A 25133-nucleotide genomic window follows, 5' to 3' on the forward strand; every position below is an offset into this window, starting at 1 on the left:
CGACGGCGATCCTGGACTCGTCGCCGACGGCGATGCCGTGGTTCGACGAGGTTCCTCGAGACGATTTCGAGACGAGCCTGTTCGCCAAGGCACGGCAATTGGAGGCGCAAGGCGTCGACAAGGACCGAATCCAGGACTGGTTCCGCGGCGAGAGGATGGCGCACGCCAAGACCAAAACGGAGGCAGAGAAGAAAGAAAAGACGAAGGCGGTAGCGAAGACCGAAACGGTTCGGGTGACGGGCAAGACCAACAAGAAGGAATTGTGCGAGATTGCCTGCGAGTGCCTCAATGATAGGGGTAGTCATGTAACCTACCAAGCCTGCGTCGCGGAGAAACTGCGCAAGCGCTACTATGATCCCGGCAGCGGCCAGCATCCTGCGGGCGGCCCGCGGCGACCGATGAGTGAAACGGCGGATGGGCCTCGGCCGGAAGTGAGTTACAAGAAGGGGGAAGAGCCGGATAGCAAGTATGCTCCGGTGGAGAGCCGGACCAAGCCGGGCATGCCCTCGACGGCTCCAGTGGTGCGCGGGGCTCCTCGGCCTGACGTGTCGTGGTGGCAGGACGGCGCGCTTTCAGAGCTTTGGGAAATGAAGTTCCCGAAGGCTGGGGGTGGTGTTGACGGTAAAACAAACGCTCAACGTGGAGGCGCGTATGAAGAAATCGCGGAGGACCAAAGCCAGCCTGGCCGGAAACCGGTCAAGGTGAAAGAGATCGATGTTGCGAAAGATTGCGACTGCAACAAAGGAAGCTCTGCGTCATGACAGCTGTACCGAGCTACATCGCCTGGCAGAGCCGGCGCACCCCGACGACGATCGAGACGGAGCTGGTGTACCGAGACCCACGATACAGCGATATCGTCTCAAGGGTCGGTGGGCTTCTCTCGATTTACTTCCTGGACGGATGGACGACCCAGAAGCGACGGCAGCTTCTGGCCGTCGTCGAGGAATACTGCGACCTCTTCGCCGATCGGATCACACACTATCAGACGCCCGGCGAGCGTCAGCTCCGGTCCTTCAATGTTAATGAGGCTGTCGAGTACTACGAAGAAATTTCGAAAAATGAGGAAAGCGAGATGTATTGCTTCCTCAAGGGAGTCAATGCGATGGACAACGACGATCCCTCATTGTGGCTGTTGATAGCTTTCGGGTTTGAGAGAGACAACTCGCAGCGGCACCTGTCTGGGGTCAAGATCCACGTCCCGCCGGCGTTCATTCTGGACAATCCCGATCGCTGCGTGGACCTAGTCCGCCGCTGGTCCGAGCGTCTCGGCGCCGTGCATGGCTCTGGCGGGCTAGGCGTGCTGACAGAACCTGGCCGCGAGACGGTTGGTAAGGTCCTGTATTATCCGTTGATGCAGCGTTATCCCGCTCTCGAGTACGACAACATGGGTGGTTACTTCTCCGGGACGCGGTTCGGCGGCTACGAGGTGCCTCGCGCCTCGAACTGGCTCACGTTGCTGGGGGACGCCAACATCGCCCGGCTCGGCGGCGAGGACGCGATCCGAAGCCAGCTCACCCCCGAGTTGACCTTGGTGCCCTATGCGGGCGGTGTGCTGATCCGGGCCGGGCAGGCGCCGGTCGTGGACAGCAACGGCATCGGCGGCATCCCGCAGGCCTATCGGGATGCCGCCCGAATCATCAAACCCATCCGTTTCGAAGGCTACCGCAGAAGCATCATCGAGGTTCCAGAAGAGAAGGACGATCTCGAAGAGACGCTAAAGTGGGTCCGCCGTTTCGACTGACGGTCGAACGGGCGCGAGGGACAGAGGATGTCGCGTCCCGATCCCTGGACCACGAATCGCCCGCTGGAGGGCGGCCGGGTGTTCCTCACTTGGCGCGCCGGCTTCCCCTGGGCCGAGCGCCTGTCGCTGTCGATCCTGGAGGCCAGCGCGAGGCCCCATGAGACGGCGCTATGAGCGACGGTCCGCCCTCGACCACGCTGGGGACGATCTCGGTCTATGGCTCGGGGCCGGTCTCCAACTCTGCCCTCACTCAGGAGCTGGGGGAGGGCATCAAACGCGCTCCTGACGACAACGGCATCCAGTTGGCCGAGCTGCCCAGGAACCGTCGCGGCCCGACCGCTCTTTACCGCGCCAACCGCTTCGATCGGATCGGCCGGGCGCACAACATCGAACATCGGCTCACGAAGCCAAATCACGCGTGGACCAGTGGCCAGGTCGAGCGCATGAACCGAACCCTCAAGGAAGCGACGGTCAAGCACTGCCACTTCGACAGCCACGATCAGCTGCGGGACCACTTCGCCGCCTTTCTGAATGCCTACAACTTCGCTCGATTGCCCATGTGATGCGAGGCCAGCGTGCCCACCACCATTCCAACCTGGCGCGAGGGTGGGGCGAAAGCCTCGCCGTTCTTCGTTTCGAATGTCGCGAACGGCGATTTCGTATTCCGATCATGCATCCCCAATCATTGATTTTATCGATAACAGTTATCGATCTCATCTGTTTGAATGATGGTGCAGTGCGAAGCATATTCCTCTCACGAACCGGGGCAGGCCCCGGACCACTAGAGGAATCGACATCATGACCGTTCGTACCTTCGTCCTTGCTGCCTTCGTGTCCGTCACTCTGGCGCCCGTGACTCTGGCGGGCACCGCGATGGCCGACGAGCGCATCAACATCACCCCGACGCTCTACCGTGAGCAGGCGCGTGCCACCGCCGCGGTGCGGCCGGCTTCCGAGCTGACGACCACGCCCTCGCTGACCCCGCGGGCGCCGACGGCCCGGCGCGTCGTCGCTGACGCCTCGGCCCGCTGAAGCAGCCTCGTGCCTCGTGATTCTGGAACACTTCGATCACAGCGTAACGGCGGGGCGAAAGTCCCGCCGTTTGGCGTCGCGGCTGCGTTTTTGTGTCCTGCACGACGTCCCAAAGAACGGCGGAAGACGCTTGTCCGTCGACGTGGTCGCCCATAACTCCCGACCATGACTGCGATCCCGTTCGACAACAGCTACGTCCGCTTGCCGGACCGCTGCTTCGCCCGCCGTGCCCCGACGCCCGTCGCGGCCCCGCGCCTGATCCACTTGAACCGCGCGCTGGCGGCGAACCTCGGCATCGATCCGGATTGGCTCGCGGGTCCCGACGGGGTGGCGATGCTTGCCGGAAACAGCGTCCCGGAGGGCGCCGCCCCGATCGCGACGGCCTATGCCGGGCACCAGTTCGGCAACTTCGTGCCGCAGCTCGGCGATGGGCGCGCCGTCCTGCTCGGCGAGGTCGTCGACCGTGACGGGCGCCGCCGCGACATCCAGCTCAAGGGTGCCGGCCAGACCCCGTTCTCCCGCCGCGGCGACGGGCGGGCGGCGCTCGGGCCGGTGTTGCGCGAGTACCTCGTGAGCGAGGCCATGGCTGCGCTCGGGATCCCCACCACCCGGGCGCTGGCGGCGGTCGCCACCGGTGAGCGCGTCGTGCGCGAGACCCGGCTGCCCGGGGCGGTGCTCGCCCGCGTGGCGGCCAGCCACATCCGGGTCGGCACCTTCCAATACTTCGCCGCCCGCGGCGACACGGAGGCGGTGCGGGCGCTCGCCGACCACGCCCTTGCCCGGCACTATCCAGAGGCGTCCTCCGCGGGGCACCCCTATCGGGCGCTGCTCGACGGCGTCGTCGCCCGCCAAGCGGACCTCGTGGCGGCGTGGCTCCTGGTCGGCTTCGTCCATGGGGTGATGAACACCGACAACATGTCGGTGGCCGGCGAGACCATCGACTACGGCCCCTGCGCCTTCCTCGACGCCTACGACCCGCGCACGCGCTTCAGCTCGATCGATGCGCATGGGCGCTACGCCTACGGCCAGCAGCCGGGGATCGCCCTGTGGAACCTGACCCGCCTGGCCGAGACCTTGCTGCCGCTCCTCGCCGATGACGAGGCGGCGGCGGTGGAGGCGGCCGAGGCGGCGCTGGGTGGGTTCGGCCCGCGCTTCGAGGCCGCTTATCACGGGGGTCTCGCCCGCAAGCTCGGACTGTCCGGGGACCGGGACGGCGACACCGCCCTCACGGACGATCTGCTGGAGCGGATGGCGGCGAACCGAGCGGACTTCACCCTGACCTTCCGCCGCTTGTGCGACGCGGCCGAGCGACCGGAAGCGGACGCCGGAGTGCGCGACCTGTTCGTCGACCCGACCGCGTACGACGCCTGGGCGGTGCGCTGGCGGGGCCGGCTGGCGGCGGAAGGACGAGCCCCCGCAGCGACGGCGACGGCGATGCGCGCGGTCAATCCGGCCTTCATCCCACGCAACCACAACGTCGAGGCGATGGTCGCGGCTGCGGTCGAGCACGACGACTTCGGCCCGTTCGAGGAGCTGTCGGCGGTGCTGGCGCGGCCCTACGACGACCAGCCTGCCCACGCCCGCTACGCCGACGCCCCCGAGGGCGGCGGCGCGGACTACCGTACGTTCTGCGGGACGTGACCGCGCGCCGCCGTCCGAATCATCCGGCCCTCGGACTCGGAAACCAGTTCCCGTGGAAGCCCGGCGGGATCCGGTGCCCGAGGTGGACCGTGGCGACGGGCGGTGCCTCGAACGCGCGCGCATCGAGGACGGTGAAGTCCGTCATGTCGCGCGCCGTGTCGATGACGAGGCCAACGAGCCAGCCCTCGTCCGCGGCGGCCTCCGGCCTCGCCGGAACGAACACGAACTCCCCCGGGACGCGGTCGGCGCCGAACTCGTGCACGCGCCGCTCCCCTGTCGCCAAGTCGTGCTTGTAGATCTGCGTCGCGCCAACGAGCTGCGTGTTGCCGTCGGCCGGGACTGAACCCGTATAGACGTACCGGTGGGGCCGCCCGAAGCGGCGTTCGTCGATCCGGGGGAACTCCTGCGCCGCGGGGTCGATCACCCGCCGGTCGACCCGCCCCGTCGCGGGGTCGGCGGTCCAGCGCTCTAGCCGGCCCGGCGCGTCGAGGCCGCCGCCGGCCGAGTCGAACACCCTGTCGTAAGCGACGACGTCGAGGACCACCCGCCCGTCGTCGTCGTCGTAGGCATTGGCGACGTGGAAGACGAAACACGGCGAGACCGCGCACCAGACGATGTCGGCGGCGGTGCTGTGGCGAGGGAGCAGGCCGACGCGGGCGCGGTGGGCGGGGTTCCAGCGGAACGGGAAGCGGTGCCCGGCCAGCACCGCCCGCATGGAGAAGGTGACGGGCAGGTCCAGCACGACCACGAAGCGCGCCGTGATCGCGCAGTCGTGGATGCACGGGCCGTGGTCGACCGGGATCGACACGTCGCGCACGACCCGGCCGCCGGGCGAGAGGACGACGTGGCGCACGCTGTCCCAGACGCGGCCGTCATAGGCGATTGCGTGGAGCTCTCCAGTCTCCGGGTCGCGGTGCGGGTGACCGCTGAAGGAGCCGATGAGCGTACCGTCGAACGGATCGTAGCGCTGCGTCTCAAGGTCATCGGATAGCGCAACGGGGTAGCTGCCGGCCTCCACCACGGCGAAGGCGCGGCCGCCGATCTCGACGACGTTGGTGTTGACGGTGTCGTCGCCACGGCGCGGCCCTGGAGCAGCGGGCCGGCCGAGCGCTGCGGACGCCGCGCGCGAACCGATCCATCGGTTTCGGTACCACAGCGCCTTGCCGCCCTCGATGCACAAGCCGTGCACCATGCCGTCGCCCAGGAACCAGTCGTGGCCGCGCGTCGTCGGGCGGGCTGGGTTGGCACCCATCTTGAGGTAGCGCCCGTCGAGCCCTGCCGGGATCGTTCCGGTCACGGGTAGATCCAGCAGCGTCAGTTCCTCACGCATCGGCGTGTGGACGCCGACCACGAACGGGTGCTGCGTTCCCGGCAGACGGAGCCGGTTGCAGGCTGCCACCAGCGCGACGAGGCCCTCGGCGGCGGTGCGCAGGATCGACTCGACAGGATTCGGCATCGGTTGCGGTCTCGGGGAGATGCGTTCGGACCGAAATGGCCAGCTGTGGTCGTCGCGGCAACAGCCGTCGCCGTCGTTCCGATCATGCTCCCCTCGTCACCGCACCTTGCAGGACGATGACGCCTGTCCGAATGTAGGATGCTGCATACCAGGGCTTGGTCCCGCCGAGGGCCTCGCGCCAAGGCCCCTCTGCCAACGAGCTCGCTCCTCCGTGAACCTCGATCGCCTTTGCGCTGAGCCGGTGAGCCCTTCGATCGCGACATCCCAGATTAACGGCCAGCGTCCTTTGAAACCTGCATCAGGAGGCGGGTCGCGAGGTAGAGCCGCGGCGTGATGCTGGCGAGGACCGCGAATTCATCGGCGCTGTGATAGTGCCCGCCGACGATGCCGAGCGACTCGATGATGGCGGGTTTTGTCGGGCTATCGAGCTGGAAAGCATAGCCCGCATCGGTACCGCCACCGATCTCGGCGAGGGAAAGATCGGCGCCCAATTCTGCGTAGATGGTCCGCGCGCGTTCGCCGAGCGCCTGGGTCGCCGGGTTTCGGGGCAGCGGTGGGCGGCCTTTGGCGAGATCGAAGGTGACCTGCGTGTCGGGAACGCGGTGGGCGCCGATGATCCTGCGTGCCGTCGTCAGCACCCGGTCGTACTCGCTTGGTACGAAGTAGCGCATGTCGCCCTCCGCCTTCGCCTCCTCCGGGATGATGTTCGGCTTGGTACCGCCATGAAACACGGTCCAGTGCAGGCTGGTCCCCTTCGCCGGGTCGCCGAGATCCTGAAGCTGGAGGATCTGGTGGGCGAGCTCGACGACCGCGTTGCGGCCCGCTTCCGGCGCCCCGCCGGCATGGGCGGCGCGACCTTTCACGGTGAGGCTCGCGTAGTTGATGCCCTTGGTCGCCACGGTGACGGCGTCGACGCCGGCCTCGGCGAACGACGGTTCGAAGGACAGAACCACGTCCTGATCACGGGCGATTTTCGTGATTTCGTCGCGCGACCCGCGTGAGCCGCGTTCCTCGTCGGGGTTGAGCACCACCGTGAGGGTGCCGTACCCATCGAAACGCAGCGCTTCCAGTCCGGCGAGGACATGCAGAATCATTGCGATGCCGCCCTTCGCATCGGCGACGCCGGGACCATACGCGCGGCCGTCGCGCTCCGTATAGGGGCGCTTGGCGGCGTCACCGGTGCCGAACACGGTGTCGTAGTGCACCAGCAGCATGATCCTGCGCGTGCCCTTGCCCGATCTCGTGCCGATCAGGGTATTACCGCCGAACACGGGGGCGGCTCGGGTGTCGACCGAGAGGCCCAACGCTTCGAGACGCGCCGTCAGGATCCCCTCCACCTTGGAGAGGCCGGACACGTCGCCGGTTCCGGAATCGACGTCGACCAACCCCTTCAAGGTCTCGCGATACGGACCGTCCTGGGCTTTGGCCACTGCAAGAACGGCATCGTCCGGCGCAGACAGGGCCGGGACGGACGCCAGGGCGATCAACAACGCCAGTGCGAATGAAGAGACGGTTGCGCGCATGACGGTCCTGATGATTGGCGCGTCGACGCAGCGATTCACGTTTCACTGAACGCGCCGGTTACGGATTTCCGAGGCCTTACGTACCAGTGCCCCCAAAATGCCGAGGTCGCAATTCGGCGCCCGGATCGTGCGGCTTACACGTGCGGCTGCCCATTCGAGACGGCGGTCGGCGGTGCTGCGGTCGGCGGACACGTTCTCGAATGGATACCACTCATTCTCTGCGAGCGGACGCTTGTCGAAACAGCTTCGATGGAGTTCAGCCTGGATCGAAAACAGGCCCTTCGGAGTGTCGAAGGTGCCCCTGCCGGATCACTCCGCCGGATCCCGCCGCGCGCCCTGCGCTACGATCCGCATCTCGGCATCCGGCAGAGGGCGCTGAAGCTCCAGGGCGATCTCCGTGGGGGCGGCGAGCCACGTGCTCCACTCCTCCGGCGTCGTCAGCAGCACCGGCATGGCCTTGGGGTGGACGGGGCCGACGACGCCGTTCGGCTCGCAGGTGAGGAACGAGAACAGGCGGTGGTCTTCCTCGATCCGGTCGGGGTTTTCCGCTTTCGTGCCGCGCACACCGGTCCAGGGGCGCCGGATACCCGCGAAGGCGAACAGCGGGCGCGCGCCGTCGAGGGCGAACCAGGTCGGGGTCTTCTTCGGGTTAGTGTCGGCGTACTCGCTGAAGGACGAGACCGGCATGAGGCAGCGGAACTCGGGCTTTCAGCCAGGGGCGCCAGTGCGGACTCTTCACGTTGCGCACGTTGGTCACGGGATGCTCGCCGAACTGCTTCGGCCCCGGGATGCCTCAGTCGGAACATCTCCATCACGCGCGTGCCGTCCTCCCGCACCCGTACGATGGGCGCGCGCTGATCGGGGAAGATCCCCGGCATGGCCGGCAGGTTGCCGGTGCGATCGACCGAGACGCCGAAGGAGGCCCGTGTCTCGGCCTGTGGCGTCACCAGGCTGTAGAGGTTGCACATCGCTTATCCGCTCTTCGCCACAACGAACAAGCCGAAGCCGACGGCCAGGAAGGCGCGAGAGATCCACGAGAAGACGACAGCGCCGACGCCGTCGTCGATGGCCCGCAGATGAGCGATCTGTGCGAACATCGCAGCCCAATACGCAGCCCACAGGCTCAAGACGGAAACAATCCACATCGGCATTGCTTCGGCCGAAGTTTCAGGCCGTAGGCCGGCGCTCGTGACGCCACAGGGCGACAGCTTGGCAACGTGCATCGTAAGCATGTCGGACGGCTGTTCCATCCTCGCCGCGGCCTTCACGCCTGTAGCCGAAGCGGAGAACGCCGTCGGGACCGTAAAGGCGCGTCACCTCCGAGCGCCACGCTCGATCGGTTCGGGCGAGAACCGCTTCCGTCTCTACCAATCGGTTCGGATACATCGGCTGCCTCAGATATCGGTGTGCCGAGTCCAACGCGGTCCAGAGTCATCTGCTCCCATACAACGACGATGAAGTCCGTGCCCGAAATGCGGGTTGGTTTTCCGCCACTGGCTATCGGAAAGACCTTCCCCGGCGCCTAGTTCAGGCGGATCGACGACTCGGTCGAAGGCTGGGAGGTCAACCCTCTTGGGGCGGTGGCAAGCCTGGAAGCCTGCCGTTCCAGCCTGAGAATGGCCGGCCTCAACCAAGTCGAGATCTGCCCGACCGTTCAGTCGTGGCGAGCTCTGCGGGCCGCCACCGCTGCAGTGGGGCTCGGCCTCGACCGGCTAGGGCACGGCTTCCTGCCGTGCCGCTGCGATCAGGCGATCGCCGTCCTCTCGAAGCAAGAGGCGATCCGAGACGAGGGCGTTGACGGATTTCGTGACGGCCGCGACGTAGGCGTCCGGATCGGCGTAGCGCTCTTCGATCGAGGTGCGCGGATCCCCGGCCGCCACCCGCTCCGCCCGGGTGCGTGCGAAGGGGAGCTGGCTGCCTTCGCGGTCACAGAGGACACCCGCTGGAAACGGATCGGCATAGAGGTTCCAGCCCGTAAAGGTCGCGCGCGGCGCCGCCACGGCGGGAAGGCGGATGCCTGCCACATCGTTTCCGTCCGCATCGACGCGCGGGACGAGGGGCCGGTACTGCGGCCCGCTCTCGGGCCGCGGATCGACATAGGTGTCGAACCGCGCGAGGGCGTTCGGCGCCGTCGGAACCGGCACTCCGACGAGGAACGGAAAGCCGATGCCGGCGGCCTCGACCAGGGTGCCGTCCGACAAACGAGGGACGCGGCTGTCCGGCGGGGTCTTGCCGGACGTGACCCAGTCCTCGAGGGCTACGAGGAGCGCTCGGACCGCCGGGGCCGGGTTGAGGGTGCTGCGCGGGTTGGTGCACGCTCCCTTGGTCGAGGCCAGACCGGCGCGGCCGTAATGAAAGCCGCTCGAGACCAGAAAGGCACGCGCCGTGTCCGGCAGGGGTACGTCGGTGCGGCCGAGGGGATCTGTCGTCAGCAGCGAGGCACCCTTTTGCCAGTACTCGGTGCCGGTGTTCACCTCGATCAGGAGGGGATCGAAGCCGTCGCCGCGTGGGAGCGCGCCGGTTCGTCCCGTGACAGGGTCGTGCTGCTGGGCGGCGGAGAACGGGAAGGCGTTCTCCGGGTAGAAGTGGTCCTCGTGTTGCGTGTTGGTGCGCGAGGGCTGGCCGAAGCGGGCATTGAGAAAGATGCCGCCGACTCCCGCGATGTGCGACAGCACGCCGTCGAAGACCCGGCGGCCGGCCTCGTCGCGGTTGAAGCCTTGATGGATGAAATCGCGCAGGTAGCGCCCGCTCTGCGAAACGCCGAGGGCGACGGCGTGGCGGATCGCGCCGGCGGCCGTGGCAACTCCGCCGTCGGGGGCGCCGCGCAGGTAGGCGACCACGTCGCGGGTGGCGGCGAAGCCGATGCCGAGCACCTTCGGTTCCGTGGCCGTGTAGGTGAACTGGTAGATGGATCCCGGGAGCGGCTTCGTACCCTTCGGAAGTAGCTCGAGCTGACGCGGCGTGACGTAGTGCCAGGCCTCGGCCGGCACCGGTCGGGGCGGATCGCTCTCCCGGCGGCGGACGGTGAGCTGCGCGTGCGTCTTGTCCGAGCTGTCCGTCCTGAACGTGAGGTAGAACGGGGCCTCGGCCGGCCCGCGCGTCGCGCTGACGAGCTCGTCGCGGACGGTCTCGACGATGGGTTTGCCGTTGCGCGTGGCGACGGGGACGTCGATGGCCATGCCGCCTTGCTGGCGCAGGGCGTCCGCCTCCCAGCCGGACCAGACGATGGTATCGCCCCGCCGGAGAACCAGGCCGGTCCCCGCATCGGCGGCGGTGCGTGGATCGTTGACGGCCTGCACCGCCTGGGCGGGGGCATCCAGGACCCAATTGAACAGGAACTTGCGGCCGCGGTTCAGCACCTCGAACAGCAGCGTGCCGCTGCCGCGGGCGGGATCCTTGGGACGCAGGATGAAGATGTCGGTTCTGTACTCGACAATTCCTCGGGCGTTCCGCGGCGCGAGCGCGATGTCGACGATGCCGGCGTTCGATGGATCTGCCGGGTCGAGTTCGCCTCGGGCGGTCCCGACGAGACGCTCGTAGGCGCCGGCGGTTCCGAATTCCGTTCCCTCGGCGAATGGTTCGACCGTGGTGATGTCGATGCCGACGATGCGTGCCTGCGCGGGCGCAATCCAAAGCGCGCAGCCGAGCGTGGCGGCGATGACGCGGCCAATCAGCATGTCCCCTCCCGAGCCCAGCTCTACGACGGCCGGTTCCCTTAGGAACCACGGCCCGGCTACGGCGTCGAGGGGCACGGTGAGGTGAGATGCGCCTCCGACTGTTCATGGGCGTTGAGCGCGCTCTGGGCTGCCGCTGCCGAAGACGAGCGACCTGAGGGGCTTCCATTTCGCCCACAGAGCTGCCGTAGAAAGCCGAAACCCGGATTTCGCCAGGTGCCTCGGCGCAGATCGTCGTCGGGTGCGCTCTGCGCCGCGTCTCCTCCCCGTCTCAAGTCCCGAAACATCACGGCTATGTGAGCTGGGCCTGTGAGATAGTCCCGCGAACGGGGATGCCCAGTGGGCTAAGTGATTGGTGTCAAACGCGAAGGGAGTGGAGCGGGTACCGGGAATCGAACCCGGGTATTCAGCTTGGAAGGCTGCTGCTCTACCATTGAGCTACACCCGCATCGACGATCGTCCGACACGATCACCGAAGTTCGAGACAGGGAGCCGGAAACGTCGCTCGCGGTCTCGTCAGACGTTTGGTGGGGGAAGTAGGACTCGAACCTACGAAGCTTACGCAGCGGATTTACAGTCCGCCCCCTTTGCCGCTCGGGACATTCCCCCAAACCGCTGCCCGTGGGCAGCGCGCGGGTCCTTATGATGAGGCCCCGCGCGGGTGTCAACGGGGATCGCTCAATCGATCGGCGCGAGGTCGCAAATCCGGACCTGGGCACGGTCGGCCCCACGCCAGGTGTCCACCGCCAGGGTTCCGGCGACGTGGAATTCACGACCGATACCGGCGAGGATGGCCTGACCGAGGGGGCCCTGTGCCGCGCGGAAGCAGATGGCGCCCACGGCCTGACCGTCGCGGCTGCGCAGGCGCGCCCGGACGTGGCCGTTGCCGACGATGCCGGCGTCGACGATGCGGTGGCGCGGCAGGGCGAAGATCGGTTCGGGCGCGCCCGAACCGAACGGGCCGGCGCGCTGGAGCAGGCGGACCATTTCGGCCGTGGCTCCGCCCGCGCTCACGGTGCCATCGAGGAGGAGCGCCTCGACGGCACGGGCCGCGCCGACGGCTTGCGCCAGATCCGACCCGAGGTAGGCCGCGAACGCTGCCGTGTCCGGCCCCGCCAGGGTGACGCCGGCCGCCATGGCGTGGCCGCCGCCCTTGAGGGCGAGGCCCGCATCCACCGCCGCGCGCACGGCCCGGCCGAGGTCGGCGCCGGGGATGGAGCGGCCCGAGCCCGTGGCGGTGCCGTCGGGCCGGAGCGCGAAGGCGAAGGCCGGGCGGCCGAAGCGTTCCTTGAGGCGTGCGGCGATGAGGCCGACGACGCCCGGATGCCATTCTGCCGAGGCCGCCACCAGGACCGGGCGCTCAGGGTCGCCCGTGAGCGCGTGGTCCATGTCGGCTTCGGCCGCCGCCACGGCCTGGGCCTCGATGGCCTGGCGCTCGCGGTTGAGACGGTCGAGTTCGGCGGCGATACCGGTGGCTTCCGCCGCGTCGTGGGTGGTGAGCAGGCGGGCGCCGAGGCCCGCATCTCCAATGCGACCGCCGGCGTTGATGCGCGGACCGACAAGGTAGCCGAGGTGCCAGGCTTCCGGCGCTTCGCTCAACGCGGCGGCGTCCAGAAGGGCGGCGAGGCCGATGCGTCCGCGTCCGCGCATCACCTTCAAGCCCTGCACCACGAAGGCGCGGTTGAGGCCCGTCAGGGGCACCACGTCGGCGACCGTGGCCAGCGCCACGAGATCGAGGGCGGCGGCGAGGTCGGGGAGGTCCGCCACGCCGTCCCGGCGCAGGCGCCGGTTCAGGGCCACCAGGGCGAGGAACACCACGCCCGCCGCGCAGAGGTGGCCGAGACCCGACAGGTCGTCGAGGCGGTTGGGGTTCACCACGGCACGGGCGGGCGGCAGGGTCTCGGGCGCGCCGTGATGGTCGAGGACGATGACGTCGAGGCCGAGGGCGCGTGCCGCCTCCAGGGGGGCGTGGCCGCTGGTGCCGCAATCGACGCAGACGAGGAGGGTGGCGCCGGCCTCCCACAGGGCGGTGACGGCGGCGGCGTTCGGCCCGTAGCCCTCGGTGATGCGGTCGGGGATGTGGATGCGGACCTCGAGGCCGAAGCCGCGTAGATAGGCGGCCAGGAGCGCGGCGCTGGCGGCGCCATCGACGTCGTAATCGCCAAAGATCGCCACGGTCTCGCGGGTCGAGACGGCTTGGGCGAGGCGGTCCGTCGCGGCCGCCATGTCCACGAGGCAGTCCGGATCCGGCATCAGGTCGCGCAGGCGCGGGTTGAGATGCGCGTCCGACTCCGCCGGGCGGATGCCGCGCCCCGACAGCACCCGTGCGAGGAGGTCCGGCAGGCCGTGGGCCTGGGTCATGGTGGCGGCGTAGGCCTGGAGCACCGGATCGGCGCAGCGGTCGTGCCACGGCCGTCCGAGGACCGAGCGGGTGACGTCGAGGAAGGCGCGGGGGATCTCAGCTGACACGGGGCGACCCTACTCCAGCCCGGCCGGCCCGAACTGCACGAAAACGACGACGGGGCCGGCGATGGACGCCGACCCCGTACGCTGTCCTGGCGGCGCGGGCGAGGCCCGCGCCAGAGGTTCAGAGGTTCTTGACGATGGAGTCGACGACCTTCTTGGCGTCGCCGAACAGCATCATGGTGTTGTCGCGGAAGAACACCTCGTTCTCGACGCCGGCGTAACCGGAGCCCATGCCGCGCTTGATGAACAACACGGTCTTGGCTTTCTCGACGTCGAGGATCGGCATGCCGTAGATCGGCGAGGCCTTGTCCGTCTTCGCCGCCGGGTTGGTGACGTCGTTGGCGCCGATGACGAAGGCAACGTCGGCCTGCGGGAAGTCGCCGTTGATGTCCTCGAGCTCGTGGACCTCATCATAGGGCACGTTGGCTTCGGCGAGCAGCACGTTCATGTGGCCCGGCATGCGGCCGGCGACGGGGTGGATGGCGTACTTCACGTCGACGCCCTCCTTCTTGAGCATGTCGACCATCTCGCGGAGCGAATGCTGGGCCTGGGCCACCGCCATGCCGTAGCCCGGCACGATGATGACGCGCTCGGCGTTCTTCAGGATGTAGGCCGCGTCGTCCGCCGAGCCCTGCTTGACCGGACGGGTCTCCACAGCTCCTCCGGCCGCGCCTGCCGCGGCATCACCGCCGAAGCCGCCGAGGATCACGGAGATGAACGACCGGTTCATCGCCTTGCACATGATGTAGGACAGGATCGCGCCCGAGGAGCCGACGAGGGCGCCGGTCATGATGAGCGCGAGGTTGCCCAGGGTGAAGCCGATGCCGGCCGCAGCCCAGCCCGAGTAGGAGTTCAGCATCGACACGACGACGGGCATGTCGGCGCCACCGATGGGGATGATCAGCAGGCCGCCGAGAGCGAACGACAGCAGCACGATGACCCAGAACACCAGCTTGCTCTCGGTGCCGATGAACACCGCGATGAGGCCGACGAGGGCGATGGCCAGGGCGATGTTGAGGGCATGGCGCTGGGGCAGCATGATCGGCTTGCCGGACATGCGCCCGTCGAGCTTGGCGAAGGCGATGACGGAGCCCGTGAAGGTGATGGCGCCGATGGCGACACCGAGTGCCATCTCGAACAGCGACTCCTTGTGGATGTGGCCGTTCTCGAGGATGCCCACCGCCTGCGGTGCGTAGAGGGTGCCGGCCGCACCCGCCACGGCCGCGAGGCCGACGAGGGAGTGGAAGGCCGCCACGAGTTGCGGCATGGCCGTCATCGGCACGCGCTTGGCAATGACGGCACCGGCGCCGCCGCCGATGCCGAGGCCCAGGAGCACGAGGATCCAGGCGCCGAATCCCGCCGGCGGATGGCCGACGAGGGTGGTGAGGACGGCGAGCCCCATGCCGACCATGCCGTACAGGTTGCCCTGCCGGGAGGTGGTCGGGTGCGAGAGCCCCCGCAGCGCCATGATGAACAGGACGCCGGAAACGATGTAGAGGAGTGCCGAGACGTTCTGGGACATCGTCTCAGGCCTTCTTCTTGTACATGCCGAGCATGCGCTGGGTGACGAGGAAGCCGCCGAAGATGTTCACGCTGGCGAGAACGATGCCGAGGAAGCCGAAGAAGCGGGCCCAGCCGGTGCCGTGCTCGAGGAGCGGCACGCCGGCCGCCAGGATGGCGCCGACGATGATCACCGAGGAGATAGCGTTGGTCACCGACATGAGGGGCGTGTGGAGGGCCGGCGTCACCGACCAGACCACGTAGTAGCCGACGAAGATCGCCAGAACGAAGATCGCGAGCTGGAACACCGTCGGGTCGACGGCACCATGCGTCACGGCGCTGAGGCCGTGACCGATGCCATCGGCGTAACTCTGCGCCTTGGCGGCGTGCTGCTGCGCGATATCCGCAGCGGTTCGGGCTGCGGTGGCAGCGGCGCGCGCCTGCTCGGCGGCCTGATCGGGGGGGAGCGTGGCCATCGTATCCTCCGGCGGGATCAGGATTTGGTCTGGAAGGCGGGATGCACGACCTGACCGTCATGGGTCAGGTTCGTCGCCCGGACGAGTTCGTCGTCCCGCTTCACCGCCAGGGACTTCGCCTCCTTGTCGATGAGGGTCTCGACGAAGGCGTAGAGGTTGCGCGCATAGAGGCTCGACGCCGTGGCGGCGAGGCGGCCGGGCACGTTGAGGTGCCCGACGATCTTCACGCCGTGATCCGTGGTGACGATCTCGCCGGCCTTGGCGCCCTCGACGTTGCCGCCACGCTCGACCGCGAGATCGATGAGCACGGAGCCGGGCTTCATGGTGGAGACCATGGCGGCGGAGACGAGCTGCGGGGCCGGCCGGCCCGGAATCAGGGCGGTGGTGATGACGATGTCCTGCTTGGCGATGTGGGTCGCCACGAGGTCGGCCTGCTTCTTCTTGTACTCCGCCGACATCTCCTTGGCGTAGCCGCCCGAGGTTTCGGCCTGCTTGAACTCGTCGTCCTCGACGGCGACGAACTTGGCGCCCAGGGACTCGACCTGCTCCTTGGTGGCGGGCCGCACGTCCGTGGCGGTGACCACCGCGCCCATGCGGCGGGCGGTGGCGATGGCCTGGAGCCCGGCCACGCCGACGCCCATCACGAAGACGCGGGCGGCGGGCACGGTGCCGGCGGCCGTCATCATCATCGGCATGGCGCGGCCATACTCGGAGGCACCGTCGACCACCGCGCGGTATCCGGCGAGGTTGGCCTGCGAGGACAGCACGTCCATCACCTGCGCGCGGGTGATGCGGGGCATCAGTTCCATGGCGAAGGTGTCGAGGCCGGCTTGCGCCATTTCACCCAGGGCGGCTTCGTTGCCGTAGGGATCCATGATCGCCACCACGGTGGCGCCACGCTTCAGCAGCCCGATCTCGTCGCCGTTGGGGCGGCGGACCTTGAGGACGAGGTCGGCCTCGTTGGCCGCGTCCTGGGCCGAGGAGGCGACGGTGGCACCCGCCGCCTCGTAATCGGCATCCGGGACACCGGCGGTCAGGCCGGCACCGGACTGGACGGTCACGTCGGCCCCGAGGGCGATGAATTTCTTGACCGTTTCGGGCACCGCCGCGACCCGCGGCTCCGCGGGATCAGACTCTGTCAGGACAGCGATGCGCATTCAGGAAGCCCCCTCGGCGATCCGTCCGGACCACCGTAACTCGGCAGGAATATAGAGCCCGACGACTGGTATACCAGTGCGCCCGGGCTACGTCACGCGAAGAAGAGGTAGAGCAGAAGCAAGACCGCGACCACGACGGGGGCCTTCCAGCCCACGGCCGGCGCGAGGGCGCCCACGGCACCGGCGGCGCCGGACACCACGACGGCGAGGATCGCAGTCAGCCACGCTTCATGAATGCCGCCGATGGCGAGGGCCAGCACCCAACAGATCACCACGGAGGTGCCGATTTCGACGAAACGAACGAAGCCGCGATAGGTCTGCTCGTGGGTCTTCTCGTCCATGGCGGGGCTGTAATGCACGCCGGACACGGTCTTCATATCGGCCATCGTGTGGTCGTCCCCATGGATCTGTCTTAATTTGTTCCAAGGGGATTTAGCGCAAGCCTCGGCGGCTCGCAATCAGCATGCATGCCACGCAATGGCCACGAACCGGTTTTTGTCGCGCCGGCCAAGTTTCGCAGGGCCAGCCGCGTGACGTCACACCGATAGGGTCACGCCGGCAGGGCGAGTCCCGCCCGCGTGAGAGCCTCGCCCTGCCGGGTCTCGAGTTCGGAGAGCGAGAAGCGCTCGATCTCGGCCTCGAACAACCGGTGGTAGTTCAGTTCCGAGCGCAGGTGCAGGAACACGGCGCCGAGGCCGACGGCGGCGCGGTCCATGAACACGAATTCCTGCGGCACGGTCACGGGTCCCCGGGCTTTCAGGGCCTGATGCACCTCGAAGGCCTGGCGCCGGCCGTACTCGCCGGGCTTGACCCCGTCGGCCACCGTGCGGGTGCGGTCCTCCAGGATCGGCCCGTAGATGAAGCGCGCCCAGATGTTGAGGATCTCGATGAGCTCCTTGTTGAGGTTCTTGAAGCCCCAGACCTCGTAGGCGTGGACGATGCGCGCGCCGTCGTTCTCCAGGAGCCCCCGATAGAGATCGACCACGCCGCCGACGAAGCGCGGATGGAAGATGCGCACGCAGCCGTAATCGAGGAGGTTGATGCCCTGCGCCTCGCCACCCTCGGAAAACACCGTGTAGTTGCCGAGATGCGGGTCGCCGTGGATGACGGCGGCGCGGCTGAACGGGTGCCACCACGCTTTGAACATCGCCTGGGCGAGGCGGTTGCGGATCTCGATGGGACTTTGAGAGAAGTTGAGAATGCCCTCGCCCTCGAGCCAGCCGAGGGTGAGGAGGCGCTTCGTGGAGAGATCGGTGTGAATGGCCGGCACGCGGACTTCGGGCACGTCGCGCAGGACGTTGCCATAGAGCACGGCGTGCTTGGCCTCGCGCGCGTAGTCGAGTTCCTCGCGCACCCGGGCGCCGATTTCCTTCGCGATCTCACGGGTATCGAGCCAGGAGCTCATGCGCCGGTGCAGGGCGAAGGCGACCTCCAGCTGCTTCAGATCGGCCTCCACGGCCGATTGCATGTCGGGATACTGGAGCTTGCAGGCGAGCGCCGTGCCGTCGAGGCCGGTCGCCCGGTGGACCTGTCCGAGGGACGCGGCCGCCGCCGGCTTGAGGTCGAAGTTCGTGAACCGCTTCTGCCAGTCGGCGCCGAGTTCGGCCATCATCCGGCGCTTGACGAAGGCCGCGCCCATGGGCGGCGCGTCGGCCTGGAGCTTCTGCAGTTCCGTCGCGTATTCGGGTGGCAGAAGGTCCGGCACCGTGGCCAGCAACTGGGCGACCTTCATGATCGGCCCCTTGAGGCCGCCCAGCGCCTGGGCCAGGGCGGCGGCGTTGCTGGGCGCCTCCTTGCCGCCGAACAGGCGGGCGCCGGCCATGCGGGCGGCGACCCCGCCGACATTGGCACCGACGCGGGCGTAGCGGCTGGCGCGCGCGGAGAAGCGGTTGGCTTCGCTGTCGTGATCGGCCATCGGGTTCTTCGGATCTCGGATAAGGACGCGTCCGGCAATCCGGCCACTCCCTTGAGATAAGTCCGCCGGCGTCCCGCGCCAGGGCGCTGCGCCGTTGCGGCGCGGGAGAGGGGTCAGGCGGCCGGCCAGTTGTCGCGGATCCAGCGGGCGAGGCCCGCTTCGGTGATCTCGCCAGCGGCGAGGCCACGGATCATGACCACCGCCTCGGCCTCGTCGGTGACGAAGTCGATATCGTTGAGGCCGAGAAAGACGACGAGGGCGAGCAGGGCCGCGCGCTTGTTTCCATCGATGAACGGATGGTTTTTCGCGATCCCGAACGCGTAGGCGGCTGCGAGCTCGGCGAGATCGGCCTCGCCATAGGCGACCCGGTTCACCGGGCGGCCGAGGGCCGATTCGAGGGCACCCTCGTCGCGCAAGCCGCTGGGGCCGCCGAACAACTTGAGCTGGCGGGCGTGGATGGCCTGGACGAGGTCGCTCGTCAGCCAGACAAACGTCGTCATTTGGCCAGCTCGGACAGGGCGTTGCGGTAGGTCTTCATCGCCTTCTCAGCGATTTCCATGCCCTTCTCGAAGGTCGGGTCGAGGGGCGACAGCCGAACGGAACCGTCGCCGCCCTCCGTCAACGAGAGCCAGTCGCCCTGCGCGAGGTTGAGCCGGCTCAGGAGTTCCTTGGGCAGGATCAGCCCGGTGGAATTGCCGATTTTCTTGACTTCCAGTTTCATGACGCTTCGCCTTTCGTTGTACGGAATGTACAACGAAAGGCGGGGCATACCAAGCGGCGCTCAGCCCTCCATCGCCTCCAACTCCGCGATCATGCCCTCGATCATGGTGAGCCCGATCTGCCAGAAGCCCGGGTCGCGGGCGTCGAGGCCGAAGGGAGCCAGGAGTTCGCCGTAGGGCTTGGCGCCGCCGGCCGAGAGCAGGGCGAAATAGCGCTCCACGAATCCGTCCTCGGCCTTGGCGTAGACCCCGTAGAGGGAGTTCACGAGGCAATCGCCGAAGGCGTAGGCGTAGACGTAGAACGGCGAGTGGATGAAGTGCGGGATGTAGGCCCAGAACGGCTCGTAGCCCGCATCCAGGGTGATGGCCGGACCGAGGCTGTCGCGCTGCACCGACATCCACAGGGCGTTGATCGCTTCCGCCGTGAGCTCGCCCTCGGCACGGGCGAGGTGCACCTTGCGCTCGAAAGCGTAGAACGCGACTTGCCGGACCACGGTGTTGATCATGTCCTCGACCTTGGCGGCGAGCATGGCCCGGCGCTGGGTCGCGTTGGTGGTGGCGGCCAGCAGCCGGCGGAAGGTCAGCATCTCGCCGAACACGCTCGCGGTTTCGGCGAGCGTCAGGGGGGTGGGGGCCATCAGGGCGCCGTTGGGGCCGGCGAGCACCTGATGCACCCCGTGGCCGAGCTCGTGCGCCAGGGTCATCACGTCGCGCGGCTTGCCCTGGTAATTCACCAGCACGTAGGGGTGGGCCGAAGGCACGGTCGGGTGGGCGAAGGCGCCGGGCGCCTTGCCGGGCCGGGTCGGCGCGTCGATCCAGTTTCGGTCGAAGAACGTCTTCGCGATGCTCGCCATGCGCGGCGAGAAGGCACCGTAGGCGTCGAGCACCGTGTCGCGGGCCTCCGCCCAGGGAATCGTGCGCTGCTCGACCTTCGGCAGCGGCGCGTTGCGGTCCCAGTACGGCAGGGCCTCGACCCCGAACCACTTCGCCTTCAGGGCGTAGTAGCGGTGCGACAGGCGCGGATAGGCCGCCTGCACGGCCTCGACCAGGGCATCCACCACTTCGGGCTCGACGCGGTTCGACAGGTGGCGGGATTCGGCCACGTCCGTGAACCCGCGCCAGCGGTCATTGATTTCCTTGTCCTTGGCGAGGGTGTTGGTGATCAGCGTGAACGTGCGCAGGTTCGCCCGGAACACCTCGCTGAGCGCGCCGGCCGCCTCCTTGCGCACGGCCCCGTCCGGGTCCTGCAGGCGGTTGAGGGTCGGCTCCAGGGTGAGCTGCTCGCCCTGCACGGGAAACCGCAGGGACGCGATGGTGCCGTCGAACAGGCGGTTCCACGCCGAGCGGCCGGTGACCGACTTCTCCAGGAACAGCTTCTCCGTGCGGTCGTCGAGCTGGAACGGCTTCTCGCGACGAAGGTCCTCGATCCAGGGGGCGTAGGTGGAAAGCGGCCCGTCCGCCATGGCCGCGTCCATGGCGGCGTCGTCGATGCGGTTGAGCTCGAGGGCGAAGAACAGGAGGTGGCTGGACGCCGTCGTTAGGCGCTCCTGGGTGTCGCCGTAGAATTTTTCGCGCGTCTCGTCGGTGGTGTCGCCCGAGTAGACGAGGCCGGCGAACGACATCAGGCGGCCGAGCAGATCCTCGATGGCCTCGTAGGCCCGGACCGCCTCGGCAAGGCGCGCGGAGGCGTCCGGGCCGGCGGCGAGGTCCGCCAGCCGGCCGGCATAACGCTCGGAGACCTCGCGGCAGGCCGTCTCGGCGCGGGCGAGGTCGGCGCGGAAATCGGGGGCGTCGATGCCGGAATAGAGGTCGCCGAGGTCCCATTCGGGCAAGGCGCCGAGGTCGGCGGCGAGTGCGGCCGCCCGTGCGGCGCTGGCCCCTTCGGCAATGGCGACGATGCCCGCGCGGCTGGCTTGGGCGACGGCTCGACTCGGCATGATGGGAGGCTTCCTGGGGCTGGGCACTGAGGCGCCGCTGCCCGGTGATATCGAGCGGGCCGGCCCCGCGATCAACCGCCTTGTGGGCGAAAGCCGACGTCCCGGCGCGGGAAAAGCAGGGGTGCGGCGTCGCCGACCGACAATCCCCGGAAAAGTCGGATCGTCGTTAAGCGCGGCTTTACGCTCTTGGGGCACCCTGCGGATCGAAACGAAACAGTCCGGCGCCGCATCACCGAGCCCGTCTCGCGGTGCGGCCACCTCCCCGCGAGACCAAGGCGCCCCCCATGTCGACAACGGTCCTCATCGTCGACGACGATCCCGTGCAGCGCCGCCTCGCCGAGGCGATGGTGCGCCGGCTCGGCTTCGACGCGAAGGTCGCAGAGACCGGCGCCGACGGGCTCGCCGCCCTGCGCTCGGGCGAGCCCATCGACGTGGTTCTCCTGGATCTCGTGATGCCCGGCGGTCTCGACGGCCTCGGCGTGATGGCCGAGATGCGCAAATCCGGCCTCGACGTGCCGGTCATCGTCCAGACCTCCAACGGCTCCATCGATGCCGTCGTCACCGCCATGCGGGCCGGGGCCGTCGATTTCGTGGTGAAGCCCGCCGGCGCCGAGCGTCTGCAGGTCTCCATCAAGAACGCCCTCAAGGTCGATCAGCTCGAGGAAGAGGTCCGCCGCATGCGCCGGCGCGCCTCCGGTTCCCTCTCGTTCAAGGATCTCACCTCGAAGAGTCCCGACATGGAGCGGGTCACGCGGCTCGCCGAGCGGTCGGCCAAATCCAACATTCCCGTGCTCATCGAGGGCGAATCGGGGGTCGGCAAGGAGGTCCTCGCCCGCGCCATCCAGGGCTCGGGCGACCGGCGCGGCAAGGCCTTCGTCACGGTCAATTGCGGCGCGATCCCCGACAACCTCGTGGAATCGACCCTGTTCGGCCACGAGAAGGGGGCGTTCACCGGCGCCACCGAGCGCCACATGGGCAAGTTCGTCGAGGCGTCCGGCGGCACCCTGTTCCTCGACGAGATCGGCGAGCTGCCCCTCGACGCCCAGGTGAAGCTCCTGCGCGCCCTGCAGGAGGGCGAGGTCGATCCCGTGGGCGCCAAGCGCAGCGTGCGGGTGGATATCCGCCTCATCTCGGCGACGAACCGCTCCCTCCTCGATCTGGTCAAGCAGGGCCGCTTCCGCGAGGACCTGTACTACCGCCTCAACGTCTTCCCCATGACCCTGCCGCCCCTGCGCGCCCGCCGCGAGGACATCCCCGATCTCGTGCGCTCGTTCTGCGCCCGGTTCGCGGCGGAAGAGGGCAAGAAGGTTCGCGCCGTCACCCCCGAGGCCATGGCGCTGCTGACCCGCTACGGCTGGCCCGGCAACGTGCGCCAGCTCGAGAACGCCCTGTTCCGCGCCGTGGTGCTGGCCGATGGCGATGAGCTCACCGTGGCGGAGTTTCCGCAGATCGCCGCCCAGGTCGAGGGCTTCGACGTGCGCATCCCGGCCGCCCCCGTGCAGCCCATGGTCCAGGCCGGGGCGCCCGAGCCCGTGCGCGAGATCGTCCGGGTCGAGGTCCGCGATCCCCACGCCATGAGCCTGGTGGCCGAAGAGACCGGCGAGATGAAGACCATGGACGGCCTTGAGGCCGAGATCATCCGCTTCGCCCTGCAATTCTACCGCGGCCGGATGTCGGAGGTCTCGCGCCGCCTCGGAATCGGCCGATCCACCCTCTACCGCAAGCTCAAGGACCTCGGGCTCGACGGTGACGACAAGGCCGAAGAGGCCGCCTGAACCAAAATGGCACAGGTGCGCCCTCTCGTGAGGGCGTGCCGTTGCGCACCCGTACGCGCCGGTCGATATCTTTAACTGAAGCGACCGGCCGTCCGGTCCGCAGGAGTTGCACCCATGGGCGTCACGCGCTCCGCCTCCGTCGCCCTGTCGGCCCTCGTCGCGGGCTGCCTCGGCTACGGCGCCCACGCCGAGGTCGCCGCGCCGGACCGGCCGGACACCCCCGTCGTGCAGAAGGCCTCCGTCGATCCGGCGCTCCCGGAGACGGCGAGCCCCGTGGCCGTGCCCGCCTCCCCTGAAGCCGCCGCTCCGCCGGCCGACGCGTCCCCCGCGCCCGTCGCCGAGGCGCCCCCGCCGGTGCCGAGCGATCCCCTGGGCGCCGCCGTGGCGGCGCGTCTCGCCGACCCCGCCCCCCTGCTGCCGCGCCTGACCACGAAGGACCGCGAGGCGATCCAGGCGTTCTACGCGCTCGGCGCCTTCAAGCCCGTGTGGATCGTCGACGGCGCCTACACGGCCGCCGCCAAGGCCGCCGCAGCGCGTCTCGCCGCCGCCGGCGAGGACGGCCTCAAGGCCGCCGCCTACCCGGTGCCGGTGCTCGGCACCCAGCCGCTCACCGAGGCCCAGGTGGCCGACGCCGAGCTGAAGCTCTCGGCGGCCGTCGCCCTCTACGCCCGCGACGCACGCGGCGGACGCGTTCACCTGTCGAGCGTGTCGCGCCTCATCACGCCGACCCTCGACCTGCCCGCCGCCGACGCGGTTCTGGGCCGGATCGCGCCGGCCGGCGTCCAGGCCGGCGTCCTCCTCCAGGCCTACAACCCGAGCCAGCAGGGCTATCTCGCCCTGAAAGGTCGCCTCGCCGCCGCCCGGGGCGGGCAGGCCCCGGCGGGCGAGCCCACCGTGCATCTGCCCACCGGCCCCGTCCTGAAGCTCGGCATGCGCGATCCGCGGGTGCCGGCCCTGCGCACCCGCTTCGCCCTCGCGACCCGCACGGCGGGGACCCTCGACACGGCACCGGGCGAATCCGATGCGTACGATTCCGCCGTTTCGGCCGCCGTCGCCGGGTTCCAGCGCCGCCGGGGGCTGCCCGTCACCGGCACCCTGACCCAGCAGACCGTGGCGGCCCTGGGGCGTCCCGACGCCGCGCCCGTGTCCGACGACAACGAGGCCGCGCTCCTCGTCAACATGGAGCGCTGGCGCTGGCTGCCGGCCGACCTCGGGCGCGACTACGTGATGGTCAACATTCCCGAGTTCCAGGTCCGGGTGTTCAAGGACGGCGTCAAGCGCGACGAGGCCCGGGTCATCGTCGGCAAGACCGAGAGCCCGACGCCGATCTTCTCCGGCCTCATGGAATACGCCGTCGTCAATCCATCCTGGAACGTGCCGCCCTCGATCCTGAAGAACGAGTTCCTGCCCGGCCTCGCCCGCGACCCGAACTACGCGGCGCGGCGCGGCTACGAGGTGGTCTACCGCAACGGCAACGTCTCGGTCCGCCAGCCGCCGGGCGAGCGCAACGCGCTGGGCTTCATCAAGTTCATGTTCCCCAACAACCACGCGGTCTACCTGCACGACACGCCGAACCGGTCCCTGTTCTCCGGCTCGCGCCGGGCGCTGAGCCACGGCTGCGTGCGGGTGGAGGATCCCTTCCGCTTCGCCGATTCGGTGCTGCCCGCGGCCTGGTCGGGGGAGCGTCTGAAGAAGCTCATCGGCAAGGGCGAGCGCACCATCCGCCTCGCCGAGAAGCTGCCCGTGCACCTCGCCTACTTCACCGCTTACGTCGACGATCTCGGCGGCTACCGGACCCTGCCGGATCTCTACGGCTACGATTCGCGCATGAAGATCGCGCTGGGTCTCGCCCCCGGCAGTCTGCTCGTGGCCAAGGCCCCGGCCGGCAAGGCGACGCCGAAGCTCGCGGGATCCAGATCCCCCGCGCCGGCGTCGAACGCTGCGCCGTCGCCGGAGGTGCGGCGCAAGCCCGTGCGCGAGGTCCGGGCGGTGCAGCCCGCCCGCACCGCCGCGCGACCGCCGGCGGATTTCGGCGAGCCCGGCCTGTGGACCCCGACCCCGTCGCGGCCGTCCTCCGGCTGGTGGTAGGCCGGGTTTCGGCCCGGCGCGGCGCGGCCGCGA

Annotated in this window: 19 protein-coding genes, 2 tRNA genes and 3 pseudogenes; 8 read left to right on the top strand and 16 right to left on the bottom strand. The window is 68.7% G+C overall.

Annotation, left to right across the window (positions count from 1 at the left end):
- The 6 genes and pseudogenes from ASF52_RS22850 to ASF52_RS04970 form a co-directional block, all read left to right on the top strand.
- Nucleotides 1-761 (top strand): annotated as a pseudogene (locus ASF52_RS22850) (hypothetical protein); the annotation flags it as partial.
- The gene (locus tag ASF52_RS04955) at nucleotides 758-1741 is read left to right on the top strand and encodes a type VI immunity family protein (protein WP_056168641.1); all 984 of its coding nucleotides are present in this window, start codon (nucleotides 758-760) and stop codon (nucleotides 1739-1741) included. The pseudogene ASF52_RS22850 and the gene ASF52_RS04955, both read left to right, overlap by 4 nt.
- A 27-nt stretch (nucleotides 1742-1768) precedes the next feature.
- On the top strand, nucleotides 1769-1915 hold the full coding sequence (locus ASF52_RS22430; RefSeq protein ID WP_156629969.1) for a hypothetical protein: 147 nt from the start codon (nucleotides 1769-1771) through the stop codon (nucleotides 1913-1915).
- Nucleotides 1916-2124: 209 nt separating this feature from the next.
- Nucleotides 2125-2292 (top strand): annotated as a pseudogene (locus ASF52_RS04960) (integrase core domain-containing protein); the annotation flags it as partial.
- A 247-nt stretch (nucleotides 2293-2539) separates the two neighbouring features.
- On the top strand, nucleotides 2540-2773 hold the full coding sequence (locus ASF52_RS04965) for a hypothetical protein (RefSeq protein WP_056168643.1): 234 nt from the start codon (nucleotides 2540-2542) through the stop codon (nucleotides 2771-2773).
- Nucleotides 2774-2938: 165 nt separating this feature from the next.
- On the top strand, nucleotides 2939-4414 hold the full coding sequence (locus tag ASF52_RS04970) for a protein adenylyltransferase SelO (RefSeq protein ID WP_056168645.1): 1476 nt from the start codon (nucleotides 2939-2941) through the stop codon (nucleotides 4412-4414).
- 19 nt (nucleotides 4415-4433) lie between these two features.
- Here the strand turns inward: ASF52_RS04970 and ASF52_RS04975 are convergent, their stop codons facing one another.
- From ASF52_RS04975 to ASF52_RS05050, 16 genes and pseudogenes are all read right to left on the bottom strand, one after another.
- Nucleotides 4434-5870, bottom strand: coding sequence for an 8'-apo-carotenoid 13,14-cleaving dioxygenase (locus ASF52_RS04975; RefSeq protein WP_056168647.1), 1437 nt, complete (start codon nucleotides 5868-5870; stop codon nucleotides 4434-4436).
- Nucleotides 5871-6139: 269 nt separating this feature from the next.
- Entirely contained in the window at nucleotides 6140-7393 is a 1254-nt protein-coding gene (locus tag ASF52_RS04980; protein WP_056168817.1) for a glutamate carboxypeptidase, read from the bottom strand.
- A gap of 309 nt (nucleotides 7394-7702) precedes the next feature.
- Nucleotides 7703-8361, bottom strand: a pseudogene (locus ASF52_RS04985) (SOS response-associated peptidase).
- A gap of 3 nt (nucleotides 8362-8364) precedes the next feature.
- Nucleotides 8365-8616 (bottom strand): hypothetical protein, encoded by a 252-nt coding sequence (locus ASF52_RS04990; protein ID WP_244473694.1) that lies wholly within the window; start codon nucleotides 8614-8616, stop codon nucleotides 8365-8367.
- A gap of 489 nt (nucleotides 8617-9105) precedes the next feature.
- Nucleotides 9106-11070: an alpha/beta hydrolase domain-containing protein gene (locus ASF52_RS04995; protein ID WP_056168649.1), complete on the bottom strand. Its 1965-nt coding sequence runs from the start codon at nucleotides 11068-11070 to the stop codon at nucleotides 9106-9108.
- Nucleotides 11071-11441: 371 nt separating this feature from the next.
- Nucleotides 11442-11515 (bottom strand) — tRNA-Gly (locus ASF52_RS05000).
- Between the two features lie 77 nt (nucleotides 11516-11592).
- Nucleotides 11593-11676 (bottom strand) — tRNA-Tyr (locus ASF52_RS05005).
- 69 nt (nucleotides 11677-11745) lie between these two features.
- Complete coding sequence (gene recJ, locus ASF52_RS05010; RefSeq protein WP_244473700.1) at nucleotides 11746-13428, bottom strand: single-stranded-DNA-specific exonuclease RecJ; 1683 nt, start codon at nucleotides 13426-13428, stop codon at nucleotides 11746-11748.
- Between the two features lie 226 nt (nucleotides 13429-13654).
- A complete protein-coding gene (locus ASF52_RS05015) occupies nucleotides 13655-15055 on the bottom strand; it encodes an NAD(P)(+) transhydrogenase (Re/Si-specific) subunit beta (protein ID WP_056168656.1) in 1401 nt (466 codons plus the stop codon).
- A 4-nt stretch (nucleotides 15056-15059) separates the two neighbouring features.
- Complete coding sequence (locus ASF52_RS05020) at nucleotides 15060-15509, bottom strand: NAD(P) transhydrogenase subunit alpha (protein WP_056168659.1); 450 nt, start codon at nucleotides 15507-15509, stop codon at nucleotides 15060-15062.
- Between the two features lie 17 nt (nucleotides 15510-15526).
- Nucleotides 15527-16666: a Re/Si-specific NAD(P)(+) transhydrogenase subunit alpha gene (locus ASF52_RS05025; RefSeq protein ID WP_056168661.1), complete on the bottom strand. Its 1140-nt coding sequence runs from the start codon at nucleotides 16664-16666 to the stop codon at nucleotides 15527-15529.
- Between the two features lie 92 nt (nucleotides 16667-16758).
- The gene (locus tag ASF52_RS05030; protein ID WP_056168668.1) at nucleotides 16759-17052 is read right to left on the bottom strand and encodes an aa3-type cytochrome c oxidase subunit IV; all 294 of its coding nucleotides are present in this window, start codon (nucleotides 17050-17052) and stop codon (nucleotides 16759-16761) included.
- Between the two features lie 164 nt (nucleotides 17053-17216).
- The gene (locus ASF52_RS05035) at nucleotides 17217-18581 is read right to left on the bottom strand and encodes an ABC1 kinase family protein (RefSeq protein ID WP_056168671.1); all 1365 of its coding nucleotides are present in this window, start codon (nucleotides 18579-18581) and stop codon (nucleotides 17217-17219) included.
- A gap of 113 nt (nucleotides 18582-18694) precedes the next feature.
- Nucleotides 18695-19081, bottom strand: coding sequence for a type II toxin-antitoxin system death-on-curing family toxin (locus ASF52_RS05040; protein WP_056168675.1), 387 nt, complete (start codon nucleotides 19079-19081; stop codon nucleotides 18695-18697).
- Entirely contained in the window at nucleotides 19078-19302 is a 225-nt protein-coding gene (locus ASF52_RS05045) for an AbrB/MazE/SpoVT family DNA-binding domain-containing protein (RefSeq protein ID WP_056168680.1), read from the bottom strand. Before ASF52_RS05045 ends, ASF52_RS05040 begins: the two co-directional genes overlap by 4 nt.
- Before the next feature lie 60 nt (nucleotides 19303-19362).
- Entirely contained in the window at nucleotides 19363-21237 is a 1875-nt protein-coding gene (locus tag ASF52_RS05050) for a M3 family oligoendopeptidase (RefSeq protein WP_056168683.1), read from the bottom strand.
- Nucleotides 21238-21521: 284 nt separating this feature from the next.
- On the opposite strand from ASF52_RS05050, the gene ASF52_RS05055 reads away from it, so the two are divergent.
- Together ASF52_RS05055 and ASF52_RS05060 are read left to right on the top strand one after the other, a co-directional pair.
- Nucleotides 21522-23012, top strand: a complete 1491-nt coding sequence (locus ASF52_RS05055; RefSeq protein ID WP_056168686.1) for a sigma-54-dependent transcriptional regulator — start codon at nucleotides 21522-21524, stop codon at nucleotides 23010-23012.
- A 114-nt stretch (nucleotides 23013-23126) separates the two neighbouring features.
- Nucleotides 23127-25100 (top strand): L,D-transpeptidase family protein, encoded by a 1974-nt coding sequence (locus ASF52_RS05060; RefSeq protein WP_056168689.1) that lies wholly within the window; start codon nucleotides 23127-23129, stop codon nucleotides 25098-25100.
- Nucleotides 25101-25133: the final 33 nt, after the last annotated feature.

Source organism: Methylobacterium sp. Leaf112 (genome assembly GCF_001423295.1).
In the GTDB taxonomy this organism is placed as follows: domain Bacteria; phylum Pseudomonadota; class Alphaproteobacteria; order Rhizobiales; family Beijerinckiaceae; genus Methylobacterium.